Genomic DNA, 16,401 nt, shown 5'->3' with positions numbered 1-16,401 from the left:
CCGCGAATTTTCTTCTCGCAACGCAGCCGATTGTTTGCAATGCGCTGCATCACTAAGATGCGCCCACTTTCCATGGAGCGCCCCGCAATGCAGCCAACCACCTTCGAACCGATCACCGAACCGAGCCGCCAGACCCCCGTCCACGGTGCCTACGACGTGGTGGTGCTCGGCGGCGGGCCGGCCGGCATCGCCGCAGCGGCCGCCAGCGCGCGCCAGGGCCGCAGCACGCTGCTCGTGGAGGGCTACGGCTTCCTGGGCGGCATGGGGACGGCGGCCGGCGTGACCAACTTCTGCGGCCTGCACGCCAACGTGCACGGCGCCGTGCGCCAGGTCGTGCATGGCATCGCCGACGACCTGCTGCAGCGCATGGACGCGCTGGGCGGCCTGCGCGAGCCGCACCTGCTGTTCGGCGGCAAGATCGCCGCCCAGGCCTACGACAACGCGGCCTTCAAGCTCGCGGCCGACGACGTGGTCGTCGGCAGCGGCGCGCAGGTGCTGTTCCATGCCCATGCCGTGGGCGTGCAGATGGCCGGGCCGGGCCGCGTGGCCGCCCTGCTGCTGGAGACCAAGTCGGGCCGCCGCGCCGTGCGGGGCCGCGTGTTCATCGACTGCTCGGGCGACGGCGACCTGGCCACCTGGGCCGGCGCGCCGTTCGAGAAGGGCCGCGACGCGCAAGGCCAGGGCGAGGACATGATGTACCCGTCCACCATGTTCCGCGTGAACGGCGTGGACCCGCAGCGTGCGGGCGACATCTGGAACCGCTTCGACGGCCTCATGGAACAGGCCGAGCGCGACGGCTACACCTTCGCCCGCAAGACGCCCATCATCCGGCCGCAAAAGAACCCGGCCGAATGGCGCGCCAACGTGACCCAGTTGGCCAATGCCGAGGGCGGCCCCGTGGACGGCACCAATGCGCTGGAACTCAGCGCCGCCGAGATCGAAGGCCGGCGCCAGATCCTCAACTTCTTCCGCTTCCTGCGCGCCTACGCACCGGGTTTCGAGAACGCCTACCTGCTGGAGATCGCGCCGCAGGTCGGCGTGCGCGAGACGCGGCGTGTGCTGGGCGACTACCAGCTGACCGCGCGCGACGTGCTGGACTGCGCGAGCTTCGCCGACACCATCGGCGTCAACGGCTGGATGATCGAGGAACATGTGGCGGGCAACATCGCCTTCCAGTGGCAGGACATCCCGCGGTCACGCGGCTACAACCACCTGCCTTACCGCATGCTGCTGCCGCGCACGTTGGACAATGTGCTGGTCGCCGGCCGCTGCGCCTCGATGACGCACCTGGGCCAGTCGGCCGCGCGCGTGTCGGGCGCCTGCTTCGTGATGGGCCAGGCGGCCGGCACCGCGGCCGCGCAGGCGCTGCAGCACGGGCGGGACCTGCGCGCCATCGACGTGCCGGCACTGCAGGCCCAGCTTGCGCAGGACGGCGCCTGGCTGGGCCGCGACGATTGACCAACGCTTGAGGAGAGAGACTTTGAACAAAGAGACAAGACGCACGGCCCTGGCCTGCCTGGCAGCCTGTGCACTGGGCGCCACGCTGGGCACGGCCCAGGCCGCGGACCCCAGCTGGCCGACGCGGCCGGTGCGGCTGCTCGTGGGTTTTCCGGGCGGCTCCACGCCCGACATGGCAGCACGCGCGCTGGCCGACCCGCTCGGCCGCGTGCTGGGCCAGCCCGTCATCGTCGAGAACAAGCCCGGCGCCTCCGGCAACATCGCGGCCGACCAGGTCGCCAAGGCCACGGACGACCACACGCTGGGCGTCGTGATCAACGGCAACCTGACCTCGGCCAAGCTGCTCAACCCCAAGCTCAGCTACGACCCGCAGAAGGACTTCGCCGAGATCTCGCTGCTGGCCACCGCGCCACTGGTGCTGGTGGCCGCGCCGCAGCTGCCCGATGGCGCGGCCTTCTTCGCCGCCATGCGCCAGGCCGGCGCCAAGGCCAACTACGGCTCCGTCGGTGCCGGCTCGGTCGCCCACCTGGGCATGGAACTGCTCAAGAGCAGGTCGGGCATCGCACCCGTGCACGTGCCCTACTCGGGCAACCCCGCGGTCGTCACGGCCATCATCGGCGAGCAGGTGCAGATGGCGCTGGTGCCGCCGGGCGTGGCCATGCCGCAGGTGCAGGCCGGCAAGCTCAAGGCCATCGGCGTCACGAGCGGGCGCAGCGCGCTGGTGCCCTCCGTCGCGCCGCTGGCCGATGCCGGCGTGAAGGACTTCAACCTGGAGGTCTGGACCGCGCTGGTCGGCCCGGCCGGTCTGTCCAAGGCCGCGCAGGCGCGGCTGGCGGCCGAGGTGCCGCGCATCCTGCGCGAACCCGAGACCCGCACGCGGCTGCTGAACCAGGGCTGGCAGGCCGTGGGCACCTCCAGCGAGGGCCTGCACCAGCGCGTGAAGGAAGAAGCCGCGCTGCTGGGCGCGATCATCCGGGCGCAGAACATCTCGGTCGACTGAAGAAGCTGTGAACGAACCCCTCACGACCACGCGAGGCCCGATGACCAGTGGTGTCCAGCACCATCGCCGCGCCCAGGGCCTCGCCCTTCGGGCCGGGGCGCGCCAGGCCACATGCGGGCGTTGCAGGCCTTGCCCGGGCACGAGCCCGGGCAGCGGCCTGCGGCCCGGCGCACCCCGTCGTGGCCGCGATCGGTTCATTCACAGCTTCTGACGCCCCGGCTTGGACACCCTCTCGAACCTGCGGACCTTCCTCGTGGTCGCGCGCACCGAGAGCTTCTCGGCCGCGGCGCGCGAGCTGGGCATCGCGCCCTCGGTCGTGACCAAGCGCATCGGCCAGCTCGAGGCGCAGGTCCAGGGCGCGCTGTTCGAACGCACGACACGGCGCGTGCGCCTCACGCCGGTGGGCCGCGGCTACCTGCCCGCGGTGCAGCGCGTGGTGACCGACGCGCAGGAGCTGTTCGCCCACCCGGTCGGCGACCAGCTGCAGGGCCAGCTGCGCATCAAGGCGCCGACCTCGGTCACGGTCTGCCTGGTCGGCCCGCTGCTCGAGCGCTTCCAGCGCCTGTACCCGCTGCTGCATCTGGAAGTCGTCGCGCTGGACCGCGCCGTGAACCCGGCCGAAGAAGGCTTCGACCTGGCGCTGACCCTGATGCCCGACGCCTACGCCGGCGTGGTCGAGACGCCGCTGTGCCCGATGCCGCGCACGGCCTGCGCGTCGCCGCGCTACCTCCAGGAGCGCGGCACGCCGCGCCACCCGGGCGAGCTCAAGGACCACGCCATCCTGAACTTCCTGCCGACCGGCAGCACCTGGAGCTTCGGCAGCGCGGCGGGCCGCATCAGCGTCAAGGTGCAGCCGCGCCTGAACACCAACGAGGCGCAGCTGCTGCTGTCGGCTGCCCTGGCCGGCAACGGCATCGCCATCCTGGGCGACTACCTGGCCCGGCCCGCGCTCGACAGCGGCGCGCTGCGGCCGCTGCTGGCGGACTTCCCGCTGGACGCGTTCTGGCTCAAGGCCCTGCTGCCCGAGAACCGCGCCAACGTGCCCAAGGTGCAGGCGCTGGTGCGCTACCTGCAGGCCGAACTCGCGCCGCGCGACGGCGCCTGAGCGCAGAGGCCGCGCAGACGCTCAGCCCGGCACGCGCCGCCGCAGAGCCGCCAGGTCCAGCACCGTGATGCCGCCGTAGCCCACGGCGATCAGGCCGGCCTCCGCCAGCCGGCGCAGCGCCGCATTGCAACGCTGGCGCGACAGGCCCGACAGGTTGGCGATCTCCTCCTGCGAGACGGCCAGGTGCGGATCGCTGCCCGGGTGCAGCCAGGGGTGGAACAGGCCGACCAGCGCGCGCGCCACCTGGCTGTCGGTGTCCAGCAGGTGGTGGGCCGCGAAGTTGCCCAGGAACCAGTGCATGCGTTCGTTGATCTGGCGCAGCAGGAAATGGTCGAAGGCGCGCTCGGTGGCGTGCAGCCACTGGAAGGTCTCCACCGGCATCAGCGCCACGCGGCTGGGGCGCAGCGCGACGATGTCGGCCGTGCGCGGCACGCCGCGCAGCAGCGTGCCCTCGCCGAACCAGCTGCCCCGCGACAGGCCGCCCAACGTGACCGAGCGGCCGTCCTCGGCCGTCACGGACCACTTGAGCAGGCCGTCGATGGCGCCGTACCAGTGCTGCGGTTCGTCGCCCATGCGGCACAGCGCGGCGCCGGCCGCCACGTCCACCTGCTGCATCTCGGCGCGCACGCGCGCGCGTGCGGGCGCATCGAGCGCGGGGAACCAGGCCGACCCGTCGAGCAGGCGGTCCAGCGAGGAGGCGTCTTCGGGCGGAGCAGCGCGGCGCATGGTGGGGGGCGCCACCATAGCAGCCGCGGCCGCGCACCGCGAAAACCCTGAGGCCGAATGTCGTCGCGATGACTGAATGCGCACGGCGCGCGGACCACCATGCCGCATCCCCACGCCAAGGAGACGGCATGTCCAGACGCAAGGTCATCGTGACCATCGCCCCCACGGGCGGCATGGCCCACAAGTCGCAGAACCCCCACCTGCCCACCCAGCCCGCCGAGATCGCCGAGGACGTCGTGCGCTGCTGGAACGCGGGCGCCAGCGTGGTGGCGCTGCACGCGCGCCGGCCCGACGACGGCGCCACCTGCAACCCCGCCATCTACCGCGACATGAACCAGCGCATCCGCGCGGCCGGCTGCGACATCGTGCTCAACAACTCCACGGGCGGCGGCGTGCACGGCGACATGGTGCGCCCGCTGGCCGGCGAGCGCTGGGAGATCGCCTGGGAGGAGCGCATCCAGGGCATGGACGCGGGCGCCGAGATGTGCACGCTGGACGCCACCACGCTGAACCTCAGCTTCGAGGGCAGGGAGATCCTGATGGACACGCCGCTGTCCAAGGGCCGGGCGCTGGCCGCGGGCATGAAGGCGCGCGGCATCAAGCCCGAGTGGGAGGTGTTCAGCCCCACCCACATCCTGCAGGACGTGACGACGCTGATCGGCGAGGGCCACGACGACGCGCCGCACTTCATCAACCTGGTCATGAACGTGCACCGCAACTTCCAGAACGCGATGCCGTACTCGCCGCGCTTTTTGCAGCAGATGGTGGACACCCTGCCCGCCAACAGCATCTTCTGCGTGAGCGGCATCGGCCCCTCGCAGCTGGAAGCCAACGTGGCCGCGCTGCTGCTGGGCGGCCATGCGCGCGTGGGCCTGGAGGACAACCTGTACTTCCGCCAGGGCGAACTGGCCACCAACGTGCAGCTGACCGAGCGCATCGTGCGCATCATCCGCGAGCTCGACATGGAACCGGCCACGCCCGCAGAGGCGCGCCAGATCATGGGCCTGCCGAGGCCGGGAGCAGCGCGCCCGGAGTTCGCCCCCCACAACCGCTAGGAGACACCCCATGACCCATCGACGCACGATGGCGGCGCTGTGCGCCGCCCTGGCCTGCGCGGCCGGCGCGCAGGCGCAGATCTCGGACGACGTCGTCCGCATCGGCTTCGTCAGCGACATGTCGGGCCTGTACCGCGACTACGACGGGCCGGCCGGCGCCGAGGCCATCCGCATGGCGATTGCCGACATGGGCGGCACCGTCAACGGCAAGAAGATCGAGCTCCTCACCGTGGACCACCAGAACAAGGCCGACATCGCGGCGGCCAAGGCGCGCGAGTGGTTCGACGTGAACAGGCTGGACATGCTGATCGGCGGCGTGGGCTCGGGCGCAGCCATCGCGATGGCCGGCGTGGCGGCCGAGAAGAAGCGGCCCTACTTCGTGGTGGGCGCGGGCGCCTCGGGGCTGACCAACGAACACTGCTCGCCCTACACCGTGCACTACGCCTACGACACCGTGGCCATGGCCCGCGGCACGGCCAATGCGGTCGCCCGATCGGGCGGCAAGAGCTGGTACTTCGTGACGGCCGACTATGCCTTCGGCACCGCACTGCAGGCCGATGCGAGCAAGACGCTGGAGGCGAACGGCGGCACGGTGGCCGGTGCGGTCAAGCACCCGCTGGGCGCGAACGACTTCTCGTCCTTCATGCTGCAGGCCCAGGCCTCCAAGGCCCAGGTGCTGGCGCTGGCCAATGCCGGCAGCGACACGGTCAACGCGATCAAGTCGGCGGCCGAGTTCGGCATCGGCAAGACCATGAAGCTGGCCGGCATGATCATCACGATCAACGACGTGCACGCGCTGGGCCTGAAGACCGCGCAGGGCATGTTCCTGACCGACAGCTGGTACTGGAACCAGTCGCCCGAAGCGCGCGCCTGGGCGCGCCGCTTCTTCGACAAGCACAAGCGCATGCCGACCTCCTTCCATGCGGGCGACTACTCGGCCGCGCTGCAGTACTTGAAGGCCGTGCAGGCCGCCGGCACCGACGACGGGGACAAGGTCATGGCCCAGCTGCGCAGAACGAAGGTGAACGACATGTTCATGCAGAACGGCTGGCTGCGCGAGGACGGCCTCATGGTGCACGACATGCGGCTGGTGCAGGTGAAGACGCCGGCCGAGTCGCAGGAGCCCTGGGACTACTACAAGGTCGTGGAGACCATCGCGGGCGAAGCCGCCTGGACCACCAAGGCCGAGTCGCGCTGCGCGCGCTGGAAGGCGCTATGAGCCCGATCCGAACCGTCGCCGTCGTCGGCACCGGCGTGATCGGCGCGAGCTGGGCGGCCTGCTTCCTCGCGCACGGGCTGGACGTGGCCGCCACCGACCCGGCCGAAGGCGCCGAGCAGCGCCTGCGCGCGGCCGTGGCACGGCACTGGCCAGCCCTCAAGGCCATGGGCCTGGCCGAGGGCGCGGCCCCCGAGCGGCTGCGCTTCCACGCGCGGCTCGAGGACGCCGTGGCCGGGGCCGACTTCGTGCAGGAGAACGGCCCCGAGCGGGAGGACCTCAAGACCGCGCTCTACGCGCGCATGGACGCCGCCGCCCCGCCCGGCACGCTGCTGGCCTCCAGTTCCTCGGGCCTGGCCGTCAGCGCCATGCAGTCCGCCTGCACGCACCCGGAGCGCGTGGTGCTGGGCCACCCGTTCAACCCGCCGCACCTGATCCCGCTGGTCGAGGTCGGCGGTGGCGCGAAGACGGCGCCCGAGGCCATCGCACGCGCGATGGACTTCTACCGCGCCATCGGCAAGAAGCCCATCCAGGTGCGGCGCGAGATCCGCGGCCACATCGCCAACCGGCTGCAGGCCGCGCTGTGGCGCGAGGCCTTCCACCTCGTCGACCAGGGCGTGGCCAGCGTGGCGGACATCGACGCCGCGATCGCCCATGGGCCCGGCCTGCGCTGGGCGCTGCTGGGGCCGTTCCTGAACCTGCACCTGTCGGGCGGAGAAGGCGGCATGGCGCATCTGCTGGCGCACCTGGGCGGCCCCATCGAAAGCTGGTGGCAGGACCTGGGTGCGCCCACCCTGCATGCCGGGCTGCAGGCCAAGGTGGTGGCCGGTGTGGACGAGGCCCTGGCCGGCCGCAGCGCGGCCGAACTGCAGCGCGCCCGCGACCAGCTGCTGCTGGACCTCATGGCGGCCAAGGCCGACCACCCGGAACTGGACTGAACATGGCGCCCATCGACTTCCTGAGCGATCCCACCCAGATCGCGCCGCCCGCCGTACTGCGCACCGAGCTCGGCGACGGCTCCTTCGTGCTGCACTCACCCGTGGCGCTGGAACCCCATGCGCGCTGTGTCGGCGAATGGCTGGAGCATTGGGCACGCGCCACGCCACATGCCACCGCGCTGGCCGAACGCACGGGCGATGGCCAGGACTGGCGCCGCCTGGACTACGCCGGCTTGCGCGCGGCCGTGGGCGCGGTCGGCCAGGCGCTGCTGGACCTGCGCCTGCCGGCGGGGCGGCCCGTCGTCATCCTCTCGGACAACGCGATCGACCACGCCGTGCTGATGCTGGCCGCCATGCATGTGGGCCGGCCCGCCTGCTCGCTGTCCAGCGCCTACTCGCGCCAGGCCACGGACTTCACGCGGCTGCGCGAGATGCTCGCGCTGCTGCGGCCGGCCCTGGTCTACGCGGCCGACGCGCGGACCTACGGACCGGCCATGGCGGCCTGCGACCTGACCGTGCCCTGTGTGTTCAGCACCCATGCGCCCGACTGGCCCGGCGCCCTGGCCTTCGATGCGCTGCTGGCCAAGCGCGAGACGCCGGCCGTGCAGCAGGCCTTCGAAGCGATCGCGCCCGACGACCACGCCAAGTACCTGCTGACCTCGGGCTCCACGGGCCGGCCCAAGGCGGTCATCAACACGCACCGCATGCTGTGCGCGAACCAGCAGCAGATGGCGCAGACCTGGCGCTTCCTCGCGCTGGAGCCGCCCGTGCTGGTGGACTGGCTGCCCTGGAGCCACACCTTCGGCGGCAACCACAACCTGCACATGGTGCTGGCGCATGGCGGCGCGCTGTACATCGACGAAGGCCGGCCCGCGCCGGGGCTCGTCGAGAAGACCGCGCGCAACCTGCGCGCAGTGCGGCCCACGCTGTGGTTCAACGTGCCGCGCGGCTTCGACATGCTGCTGCCCCTGCTGGAGGCCGACGACGCGCTGGCTGCAGACGTCCTGTCGCGCTTGCGCCTGGCCTTCTACGCGGCGGCCGCGCTGGCGCCCTCCACCTGGCAGCGCCTGCAGGCCCTGGCCGAACGCGTGCGTCCGGGCCGGCCGCTGTGGCTGACCACCTCCTGGGGCTGCACCGAGACCGCCCCGGCCATCACCACGGCGCACTGGCAACAGGACGGTGCGGGCTGCATCGGCAACCCGCTGCCCGGCATGGCGGTGCGCTTCGTGCCCAGCGGCGACAAGCTGGAGATGCGTATCCGCGGCGTCACCGTGTTCCCCGGCTACCTGCACGGCCCGCAGGAAACCGCCGCGGCCTTCGACGCGCAGGGCGACTACCGCATCGGCGATGCGGGCCGGCTGCTCGACGCCGAGCAGCCCGCACGCGGCATCGTGTTCGACGGCCGCGTGGCCGAGGACTTCAAGCTGTCCAGCGGCACCTGGGTCTCGGTCGGCACGCTGCGCGTGGAACTGGTGTCGCGGCTCGCACCGCTGGTGCAGGACATCGTCGTCGCAGGCCACGACCGGGCCGAGATCGGGCTGCTGGTGTTCCCCTCGGCCGCCGGCCAGCAGCAGCCCGACCGGCTGCGGGCGGCGCTGTGTCGGGTGATGCAGGAACAGACCGCCGCCGGCGCGGGTTCGGCACGCAGCCCGCGCCGCGCGCTGGTCCTGGACGCCCCGCCTGCTCTGGAGGCCGGCGAGATCACGGACAAGGGCTACCTCAACCAGCGCGCGGTGCTGCAGCGGCGCCATGCCGAGGTCGAGCGGCTCTATGCGGCGACGGCGAGCGCCGGGCCCGTGGTGCTGGCGGACTGATCCTCCGGCCCAGGCGACGCCTCAGATCCGTGCGCCGGCCGGCCCGGGCGCCGGCTGCACCGCCGCGGCGTACCGCGCGGGATTTCCGCCGAAGCCGGCCGTGGCCCGGCGGGCCATCTCGAGCAACTGCGCCACGGCGGTCTGCATGGCCGCGGGCTCACCGAGGCGGGACAGCGGGCCGGACACCGTGAGCGCCCCCCTGAGCTCGCCGAGCGCGCCGAACACGGGCACCGAGGCGGAGGCCGTCTCGGCGTCGCGCTCTCCATAGGACGTGGCCCACAGGCGTGCGCGCACCGGCTCGCCCGCGGCGTCGTCGTCGGTGAACGCGCACAGCACCTTGCCCGAGGCGCCCTTGGCGACGTCGAAGTCTTCCCCCACCCGGATGGACACGCGCACTGCGCGGGCCGGTTCGACGCGGCTGACCACCAGGCGCCGGCTTCCCGCCCGCACGTAGAACGAAGCCGTCTCGCCGAGGCTGGCGCTGAGCTCAGCCAGCAAGGGCTCGATGACGGAATCCACGCGGAAGGAGCGCTGGTAGATCGCGGCCAGGCGCATGGGCTGCGGGCCGATGGCGTACTGCCCGTCGTCGAGCTTGCGCATGAAGCCCCCGTGCTCGAGCGCCGCCAGCAGCCGGAGCACCGTGCTCTTGTACAGCCCTGTGCGGCGCGACAGCTCCGTGAGGCTCAGCCGGTCGTCGGTGGGTTGGAAGGCGCCCAGCAGGGCGAATGCACGGTCCAGCACCGCCACGCCGCTCGAGGGTTCGGCGGGGTCGGTGTCGGCCGTGGGATGGGATGGCTCGGTCGTCATGGCGGCAGTGCTGGTTCTGCCTAGTAGAACACGCGGCGCGCAGCGCCAAATTCAAGGGTTTTCCCGTATGTCCCAGCCAGGCTTGGCCCACTTATAGTTCTTTTACATAGAACGTAGTTCTGTTCGATAGAACACATGACCTACCCATCCACGAAGCAGACCACGGCCCCCAGCTGCCCGGGGCGCCAGCGGTGAGTTCCAACAACCTTCCCGTGCGCGAGGCATGGCTGCAGTGTGGCCAGGAGCAGGCCACGAGCCGGCCCTGCCCATCGTGGACGCACACCACCACTTCTACGACCGCCCCGGCTGGACCTATCTGCACGCCGACTACGCGGCCGACGCCCGCAGCGGGCACGCCGTCCAGGCCTCGGTCTACATGCAGGCGCTCACGCGCTACCGGGCCGATGGCCCCGAGGCCCTGCGGCCGGTCGGCGAGACCGCGTTCGTCGTGGCGTCCACGGCGGGCGCGCTGGCGCCCGAGGTCGCCAAGGGCATCGTGGGCTACGCCGACCTGCGCCTGGGAGCCGGCGTCGCCCCGGTGCTGGACGCCCATGCCCAGGCGGGCCGCGGCCGCTTTCGCGGCGTGCGCCACCTGACCACCTGGGATGCGGACGGTTCGCTGGCCAACCCGCTGACCGCCGCGCCGCCGGGCCTGCTGCGCGATGCGGCCTACCGGGCCGGCCTGGCGCAGCTGCAGGCGCAGGGCCTGTCCTACGACGCCTGGCTGTTCTGGCCGCAGCTGCCCGAGCTGATGGAGGTGGCGGCCGCCTTTCCCGCGCTGCCCATCATCGTGGACCACTGCGGCGGCGTGGTGCGCATCGGCGCCCATGCGGCGCACCGCGACGAGGTGTTCGCCCGCTGGAAGGCGTCCATGCAAGCGCTGGCCCGGTTCCCCAACGTGCATGTGAAGCTGGGCGGCCTGGGCATGCGCATCAACGGCTTCGGCTTCGACAGCGGCGCGCTGCCGCCAAGCTCGGACCGGCTGGCCGCCACCTGGCGGCCCTGGATGCTCGGCTGCATCGACGCGTTCGGCCCCGAGCGCTGCATGTTCGAAAGCAATTTCCCGGTCGACAAGGGCTCGTACAGCTTCGTGAACGGCTGGAACGCGTTCAAGAAGCTCACGGCCGATTTCTCCACCACCGAGCGCCACGCCCTGTTCCATGGCACGGCGAGCCGCGTGTACCGGCTGGCCTGACCGCTTTCCGCCCTTCCAACCATCCAGGAGACACCATGAGGCTTTCGCCCCGTCTTTCCGGCGCGCTCGCGCTGGTCCTTGCCGCCGCCGCACATGCGCAACCCGGCGCGTATCCCAGCCAGCCGATCAAGGTGATCGTGCCCTTCCCGCCGGGCGGCGGCACCGACATCGTGACGCGCATGGTGCTGGACAAGGTCCGCATCGGCACGGGCTGGACGCTGGTCGTGGACAACAAGGCCGGCGCGGGCGGCAACATCGGCATGGACGCCGTGGCCAAGGCGGCACCGGACGGCTACACGCTGGGCATGGGCCAGACGGCCAACCTGGCCATCAACCCGTCGCTGTACGCGAAGATGCCTTACGACGCGGTCAAGGCCTTCACCCCCGTGGCGACGGTGGCGGGCCAGGCCGTGGTGCTGGTGGTCAAGGACGGGGCGCCCTACAAGACCTTGAAGGACCTGGTCGACGCCGCGAAGGCCCAACCCGATGCGCTGACCATGGCCTCGGCCGGCAACGGCACCGTGGGCCACCTGACCGGCGAGGTCTTCACGCAGCAGGCGGGCATCCGCACGCGGCACATCCCCTACAAGGGCGCCGGTCCCGCGGCCAACGATCTGCTGGGCGGCCAGGTCGACTACTACTTCGCGACGCCGCAGACGGTCATCCCGTTCGTCAAGGCCGGCAAGCTGCGTGCGCTGGCGGTCAGCTCGGCCAAGCGCATGCCCGCGCTGCCCGATGTGCCGACGGTGGCCGAGAGCGGCTATGCCGGCTTCGACACGAGCGACTGGAAGATGCTCGTCGCGCCGGCCGGCACGCCGCCCGCCATCGTGGCGCGCCTGCAAGCCGAAGTGGCCAAGGCCCTGGCGCGCACCGACACCATCGCCACGCTGCTCGCCGAGGGCAGCGCACCCGTGGGCGGCACGTCGCAGGAGGCTGCCGCACTGCTGAAGACCGAACAACAGCGCTGGGGCACCGTCGTGCGCAGCGGAAACATCAAGCTCGACTGACCGCGCACGTCACCGGAGACCTTCCATGGACATGTCCCGCTTCCTGCCCCTTGCCGCTGCAGCCCTGGCCATTGCCGCGGGCTCCACCGCCTCGGCACAGACCTTCCCGGTGCGGCCGATCACCATCGTCGTGCCCTACGCCGTGGGCGGCACGACCGACATCGTGGCGCGCCTGGCCGCCAACCAGGTCGCCAATGGCCTGGGCCAAGCCTTCGTCGTGGACAACAAGGTCGGCGGCGGCGGCCTGATCGGCTGGGGCACCGTGGCGCGCGCCGCACCGGACGGCTACACCGTGCTGACGACCGAGATGTCCTTCACCATCGCGCCAGGCCTTCTGCCCAAGATGCCGTTCGATGCGCGCAAGGACTTCTCGCACATCATCACGGCCGCTTCCGCGCCGCACGTGCTGGTGGTCCACCCGGGCTTGCCGGTGAAGACCGTGCAGGAGTTCATCGCTCTGGCCAAGGCCAAGCCCGGCACGATGAACTACGGATCGGGCGGCAACGGGACGAACACGCACCTGGGCGGCGAGCTGTTCAAAACAGCCGCCGGTATCGACCTGGTGCACATCCCCTACAAGGGCGCCGGCGCGGTGCTGACCGACCTGATGGCAGGCCAGGTGCAGGCACTGGTCACGTCGCTGCCGACGGCGCTGCCGCACATCCGGTCGGGCAAGCTGCGCGCGCTGGTGGTCACGAGCGAGGCGCGCTCGCCCTTGCTGCCCGATGTGCCGTCCGCCAAGGAGGCCAAGCTGCCGAGCTTCGTGATGGATTTCTGGGTCGGTTTCGCCGCACCCGCCGGCACGCCGCAGCCGGTCGTCGACACGCTGAACCAGGCCTTCGTCGCAGCGCTGAACTCCGACGATGGCAGGCGGCGTTTGGCCGAACAGGGCCTGACGCCCGTGGCCAACACGCCTGCACAGGCATCGCAGCTGGCCGCTTCCGAAATGAAGCGCTGGGCGGCCGTGGTGAAGTCGGCCAACATCAAGGCGGATTGAGGAGCACCCATGGCCATCCAACCCCTGCACGGCATCCGCGTGCTGGACCTCACCAACGTGCTGGCGGGGCCCTTCGCGTGCCACCAACTCGCGCACATGGGCGCCGACGTCATCAAGGTCGAAGCGCGCCACACCGGCGACCTGGCCCGCCAGCTCGGCGCCGATCCCGCCTTGAACCAGGCCATGATGGGCGTGTCCTTCCTGGCGCAGAACCCGGGCAAGCGGTCCATCACGCTGGACCTCAAGCATCCCAAGGGCAAGGAAGCGCTGCGCCGACTGGTGCGCACGGCCGAGGTGCTGGTCGAGAACTACCGGCCCGGCGTGATGCAGCGCCTGGGCCTGGGCTACGAGGATCTGCTGAAGGACAACCCCAAGCTCGTCTACTGCGCCATTTCGGGCTTCGGACAGGACGGCCCGCTGCGCGACCTGCCGGCCTACGACCAGATCATCCAGGGGATGTCCGGCGTCATGAGCATCACGGGCGCGCCGGAGAACGCGCCCTACCGCGTGGGCTACCCGGTGGCCGACACCATCGGCGGCCTCACGGCGGCCTTCGCCGTGGCCAGCGCGCTGGCCGACCGCCAGCGCACCGGCGGTGTGTTCGTCGACGTGTCGATGCTGGAAGCCGCGATGGCCACCATGGGCTGGGCCGTCTCCAACCACCTGATCGCCGGCCGCGCGCCCCAGCCGCTGGGCAACGACAACGTGACGGCCAGCCCCTCGGGCACCTTCCGCACCGGCGACGGCCTGCTCAACATCGCGGCCAACAAGCAGGAGCAGTGGGAAGCCGTGTGCGACGTGCTGGCGCACCCCGAATGGAAGACGGACCCGCGCTTCGCCGAGCGCCAGGGCCGGCTGCAGCACCGCGCCGCGCTCAAGGCGCTGGTGGAGGACGCGCTGTCCGCCAAGTCGGCCAACGCCTGGTGGGCGCTGTTCAATGCGGTCGGCGTGCCGGCCGGGCCGGTCTACTCGGTGCCGCAGGCCCTGGAGCACCCGCAGATCGCGCAGCGCGGCATGGTGGGCAGCTTCGAGGACGTGCCCGGCGTGGGGCGCGACATCCGCGTGGTGCGCACCGGCTTCAAGCTCAACGGCGAAGCCCCCCGCGTGGACCGCCCGCCGCCGCGCCTGGGCGAGCACACCGCCGCCATCCTGGCAGAGCTCGGCTACACGCCGGGCGAGATCGAAGAACACATCAAGGAGAAGGTTGTATGAGCACCGACGATCCCCGCGTTCCCGACTGGTGGCGCACCTCCATCATCGACATGCGCCCCGGCGCGATCCGCTTTCGCGGCTACGCCATCGAGGAGCTGATCGGCCGCGTCGGCTTCGCCCAGATGGTCTGGCTCATGACGCGCGGCGAGCTGCCCGACGCCGGCCAGGCGCGCCTGCTGGACGCCGCCCTGGTGGCAGGCGTGGACCACGGACCGCAGGCGCCCAGCATCGCCATCGCCCGCATGGCGACGACCTGCGGCGTGGGGCTGAACAACGCCATGGCCTCGGCCGTCAACGTGCTGGGCGACGTGCACGGCGGTGCGGGCGAGCAGGCCGTGGAGATGTTCGAGGACATCGCGCGCCGACAGGACGCCGGCGCATCGTTGGCCGACAGCACGCGCGCCGGCCTGGACCAGGCGATCGAGGAACGCGGCAAGTTCGTCTCGGGCTACGGGCACCGCTTCCACCCGCTGGACCCGCGCGCGCCCAGGCTGCTGGCGCTGGTGGACGAGGCCGCGCGCAGCGGCGTGGTCGGCGGCCGCTTCGCCGCGATCGGCCGGGCCGTGGAAGAGGAACTGGCCGCACGCAAGGGCGGCCGCCGCATCCCCATGAACATCGACGGCGCCACCGCGGTGATCTATGCCGAGCTGGGCTTTCCGGCCCCGCTCGCGCGCGGCCTGTTCTGCCTCTCGCGCTCGGTCGGCATCCTGTCGCACGCCTGGGAACAGACCGGCCAGGGCGGCAGGAACAAGGGGCCGATTCCGCGCAACTACCTGTGGACCTACGACGGCCCCGGGCCGCGCGACCTGCCCACCCCCCGCTGAGCATGCCAACCCCACCAACGGAGACACACCCGTGAGCCCTTGCCCTTACCGCCGTGCGCTCGTCGTCGCAGCGCTCTGCGCCACCGCCGGCACCTTGCACGCACAGGCCCACTGGCCTGCCAAGCCAGTCAAGATCGTGGTGCCCTATGCCGCGGGCGGGCCCGCCGACATCACGGCGCGCGAGATCGCGCAGAAGCTCGCCACAGCCACCGGCCAGGCCTTCGTCGTGGAGAACCAGGGCGGCGCCATGGGCATCCCCTCGCTGATGGCCGTCAGCCGCTCCGAGCCCGACGGCCACACGCTGTGGATGCCCGCGCTGGGCAACGCGGTGCTGCAACCCCTCTTGAGCAAGCAGGGGGGCGCCGACCACCTGGCCCGGCTGCAACCCGTGGGCATGGTGACGACCAGCGCCCATGTGCTGGTGGTGTCCGCCAGGCTCCCGGTCCGCAACGTGCAGGAGCTGGTGGACTACGCCCGCGCGAACCCCGGCCAGCTGTCCTTCGCGTCGGCCGGCGTGGGCGGCACCGCGCACCTGGGCGCCGAGCTGTTCAAGAGCCTGTCGAAGACCGAGGTGATCCACGTGCCGTACAAGGGCACGGCGCCGGCCATCTCCGACCTCGCGTCGGGCCGGGTGGGGGCCATGTTCAGCAGCCTGCCCTCGCTGCAGGCCGCCATCGACAAGGGGCTGGTGCGCCTGGTCGCCGCGACCTCGGTCAGCACCTCGCCTGCCACCCGCTCGCTGCCGCTCATGTCCGCCACGCTGCCCGGCTTCGACTACAGCTCCTGGTACGCCATGTACGTTCCGCTGAAGACGCCGCCCGCGGTGGTGGAGCGCATCAGCGCCTTGCTGCAGCAGACGCTCAAGGACCCCGAGCTGGCGCGCCGGATCGAGGCCCATGGCATGGAGCCGCTGCCCACCGGGCCGCAGGAGGTCGGCGCCTGGGTGCGGCGCGACCAGCAGAAATGGGGCGAGGTCATCCGCAGCGCCAACATCTCGCTGGACTGAACCGCGGCACCGCGCACGCCGCCCGCACCGCCGACCGTCCC

General features: G+C 71.6%; 14 protein-coding genes and 1 pseudogene. 13 read left to right on the top strand and 2 right to left on the bottom strand.

Annotated elements, in window-relative coordinates; translation table 11 throughout:
- Positions 1–87 precede the first annotated feature (87 nt).
- The 3 genes from IE209_RS09405 (at position 88) to IE209_RS09395 (ending at position 3,563) form a co-directional block, all read left to right on the top strand.
- Complete coding sequence (locus tag IE209_RS09405; RefSeq protein ID WP_189686680.1) at positions 88–1,458, top strand: FAD-dependent oxidoreductase; 1,371 nt, start codon at positions 88–90, stop codon at positions 1,456–1,458.
- Positions 1,459–1,480: 22 nt separating this feature from the next.
- On the top strand, positions 1,481–2,458 hold the full coding sequence (locus IE209_RS09400) for a Bug family tripartite tricarboxylate transporter substrate binding protein (RefSeq protein ID WP_373305310.1): 978 nt from the start codon (positions 1,481–1,483) through the stop codon (positions 2,456–2,458).
- 220 nt (positions 2,459–2,678) lie between these two features.
- Positions 2,679–3,563: a LysR family transcriptional regulator gene (locus IE209_RS09395; RefSeq protein WP_189686679.1), complete on the top strand. Its 885-nt coding sequence runs from the start codon at positions 2,679–2,681 to the stop codon at positions 3,561–3,563.
- Between the two features lie 21 nt (positions 3,564–3,584).
- Here the strand turns inward: IE209_RS09395 and IE209_RS09390 are convergent, their stop codons facing one another.
- On the bottom strand, positions 3,585–4,289 hold the full coding sequence (locus IE209_RS09390) for a Crp/Fnr family transcriptional regulator (protein WP_189686678.1): 705 nt from the start codon (positions 4,287–4,289) through the stop codon (positions 3,585–3,587).
- A gap of 128 nt (positions 4,290–4,417) precedes the next feature.
- Here IE209_RS09390 and IE209_RS09385 point away from each other — a divergent pair, with 128 nt between their 5' ends.
- Genes IE209_RS09385 through IE209_RS09370 form a run of 4 tightly spaced genes read left to right on the top strand, consistent with a single transcriptional unit; the run spans position 4,418 to position 9,312 of the window.
- A complete protein-coding gene (locus tag IE209_RS09385; protein ID WP_189686677.1) occupies positions 4,418–5,344 on the top strand; it encodes a beta-keto acid cleavage family enzyme in 927 nt (308 codons plus the stop codon).
- 10 nt (positions 5,345–5,354) lie between these two features.
- Complete coding sequence (locus IE209_RS09380) at positions 5,355–6,563, top strand: ABC transporter substrate-binding protein (protein WP_189686676.1); 1,209 nt, start codon at positions 5,355–5,357, stop codon at positions 6,561–6,563.
- Positions 6,560–7,498: a 3-hydroxyacyl-CoA dehydrogenase NAD-binding domain-containing protein gene (locus IE209_RS09375; RefSeq protein WP_189686675.1), complete on the top strand. Its 939-nt coding sequence runs from the start codon at positions 6,560–6,562 to the stop codon at positions 7,496–7,498. The genes IE209_RS09380 and IE209_RS09375 overlap by 4 nt, the downstream gene beginning before the upstream one ends.
- Before the next feature lie 2 nt (positions 7,499–7,500).
- Positions 7,501–9,312 carry a feruloyl-CoA synthase gene (locus IE209_RS09370; RefSeq protein ID WP_189686674.1) on the top strand — a complete coding sequence of 604 codons (1,812 nt, stop codon included), beginning with the start codon at positions 7,501–7,503 and terminating at the stop codon, positions 9,310–9,312.
- 21 nt (positions 9,313–9,333) lie between these two features.
- Here IE209_RS09370 and IE209_RS09365 read toward each other — a convergent pair whose 3' ends face one another.
- Positions 9,334–10,119, bottom strand: coding sequence for an IclR family transcriptional regulator (locus IE209_RS09365; protein WP_189686673.1), 786 nt, complete (start codon positions 10,117–10,119; stop codon positions 9,334–9,336).
- 146 nt (positions 10,120–10,265) lie between these two features.
- On the opposite strand from IE209_RS09365, the pseudogene IE209_RS09360 reads away from it, so the two are divergent.
- The 6 genes and pseudogenes from IE209_RS09360 (at position 10,266) to IE209_RS09335 (ending at position 16,360) form a co-directional block, all read left to right on the top strand.
- Positions 10,266–11,314: pseudogene (locus IE209_RS09360) on the top strand (amidohydrolase family protein).
- 35 nt (positions 11,315–11,349) lie between these two features.
- Positions 11,350–12,321, top strand: a complete 972-nt coding sequence (locus tag IE209_RS09355; protein WP_189686671.1) for a Bug family tripartite tricarboxylate transporter substrate binding protein — start codon at positions 11,350–11,352, stop codon at positions 12,319–12,321.
- Positions 12,322–12,346: 25 nt separating this feature from the next.
- Entirely contained in the window at positions 12,347–13,318 is a 972-nt protein-coding gene (locus tag IE209_RS09350) for a tripartite tricarboxylate transporter substrate binding protein (RefSeq protein ID WP_189686670.1), read from the top strand.
- A 9-nt stretch (positions 13,319–13,327) separates the two neighbouring features.
- Positions 13,328–14,530: a CaiB/BaiF CoA transferase family protein gene (locus tag IE209_RS09345; RefSeq protein WP_189686669.1), complete on the top strand. Its 1,203-nt coding sequence runs from the start codon at positions 13,328–13,330 to the stop codon at positions 14,528–14,530.
- Entirely contained in the window at positions 14,527–15,354 is an 828-nt protein-coding gene (locus IE209_RS09340; RefSeq protein ID WP_189686668.1) for a citryl-CoA lyase, read from the top strand. Before IE209_RS09345 ends, IE209_RS09340 begins: the two co-directional genes overlap by 4 nt.
- A gap of 31 nt (positions 15,355–15,385) precedes the next feature.
- Positions 15,386–16,360, top strand: a complete 975-nt coding sequence (locus IE209_RS09335) for a Bug family tripartite tricarboxylate transporter substrate binding protein (RefSeq protein WP_229882770.1) — start codon at positions 15,386–15,388, stop codon at positions 16,358–16,360.
- Positions 16,361–16,401: the final 41 nt, after the last annotated feature.

This window comes from Pseudorhodoferax aquiterrae, assembly GCF_014652235.1.
Classification (GTDB): Bacteria; Pseudomonadota; Gammaproteobacteria; order Burkholderiales; family Burkholderiaceae_C; genus Pseudorhodoferax; species Pseudorhodoferax aquiterrae.
This window is presented reverse-complemented; position numbering and strand designations above follow the sequence as displayed.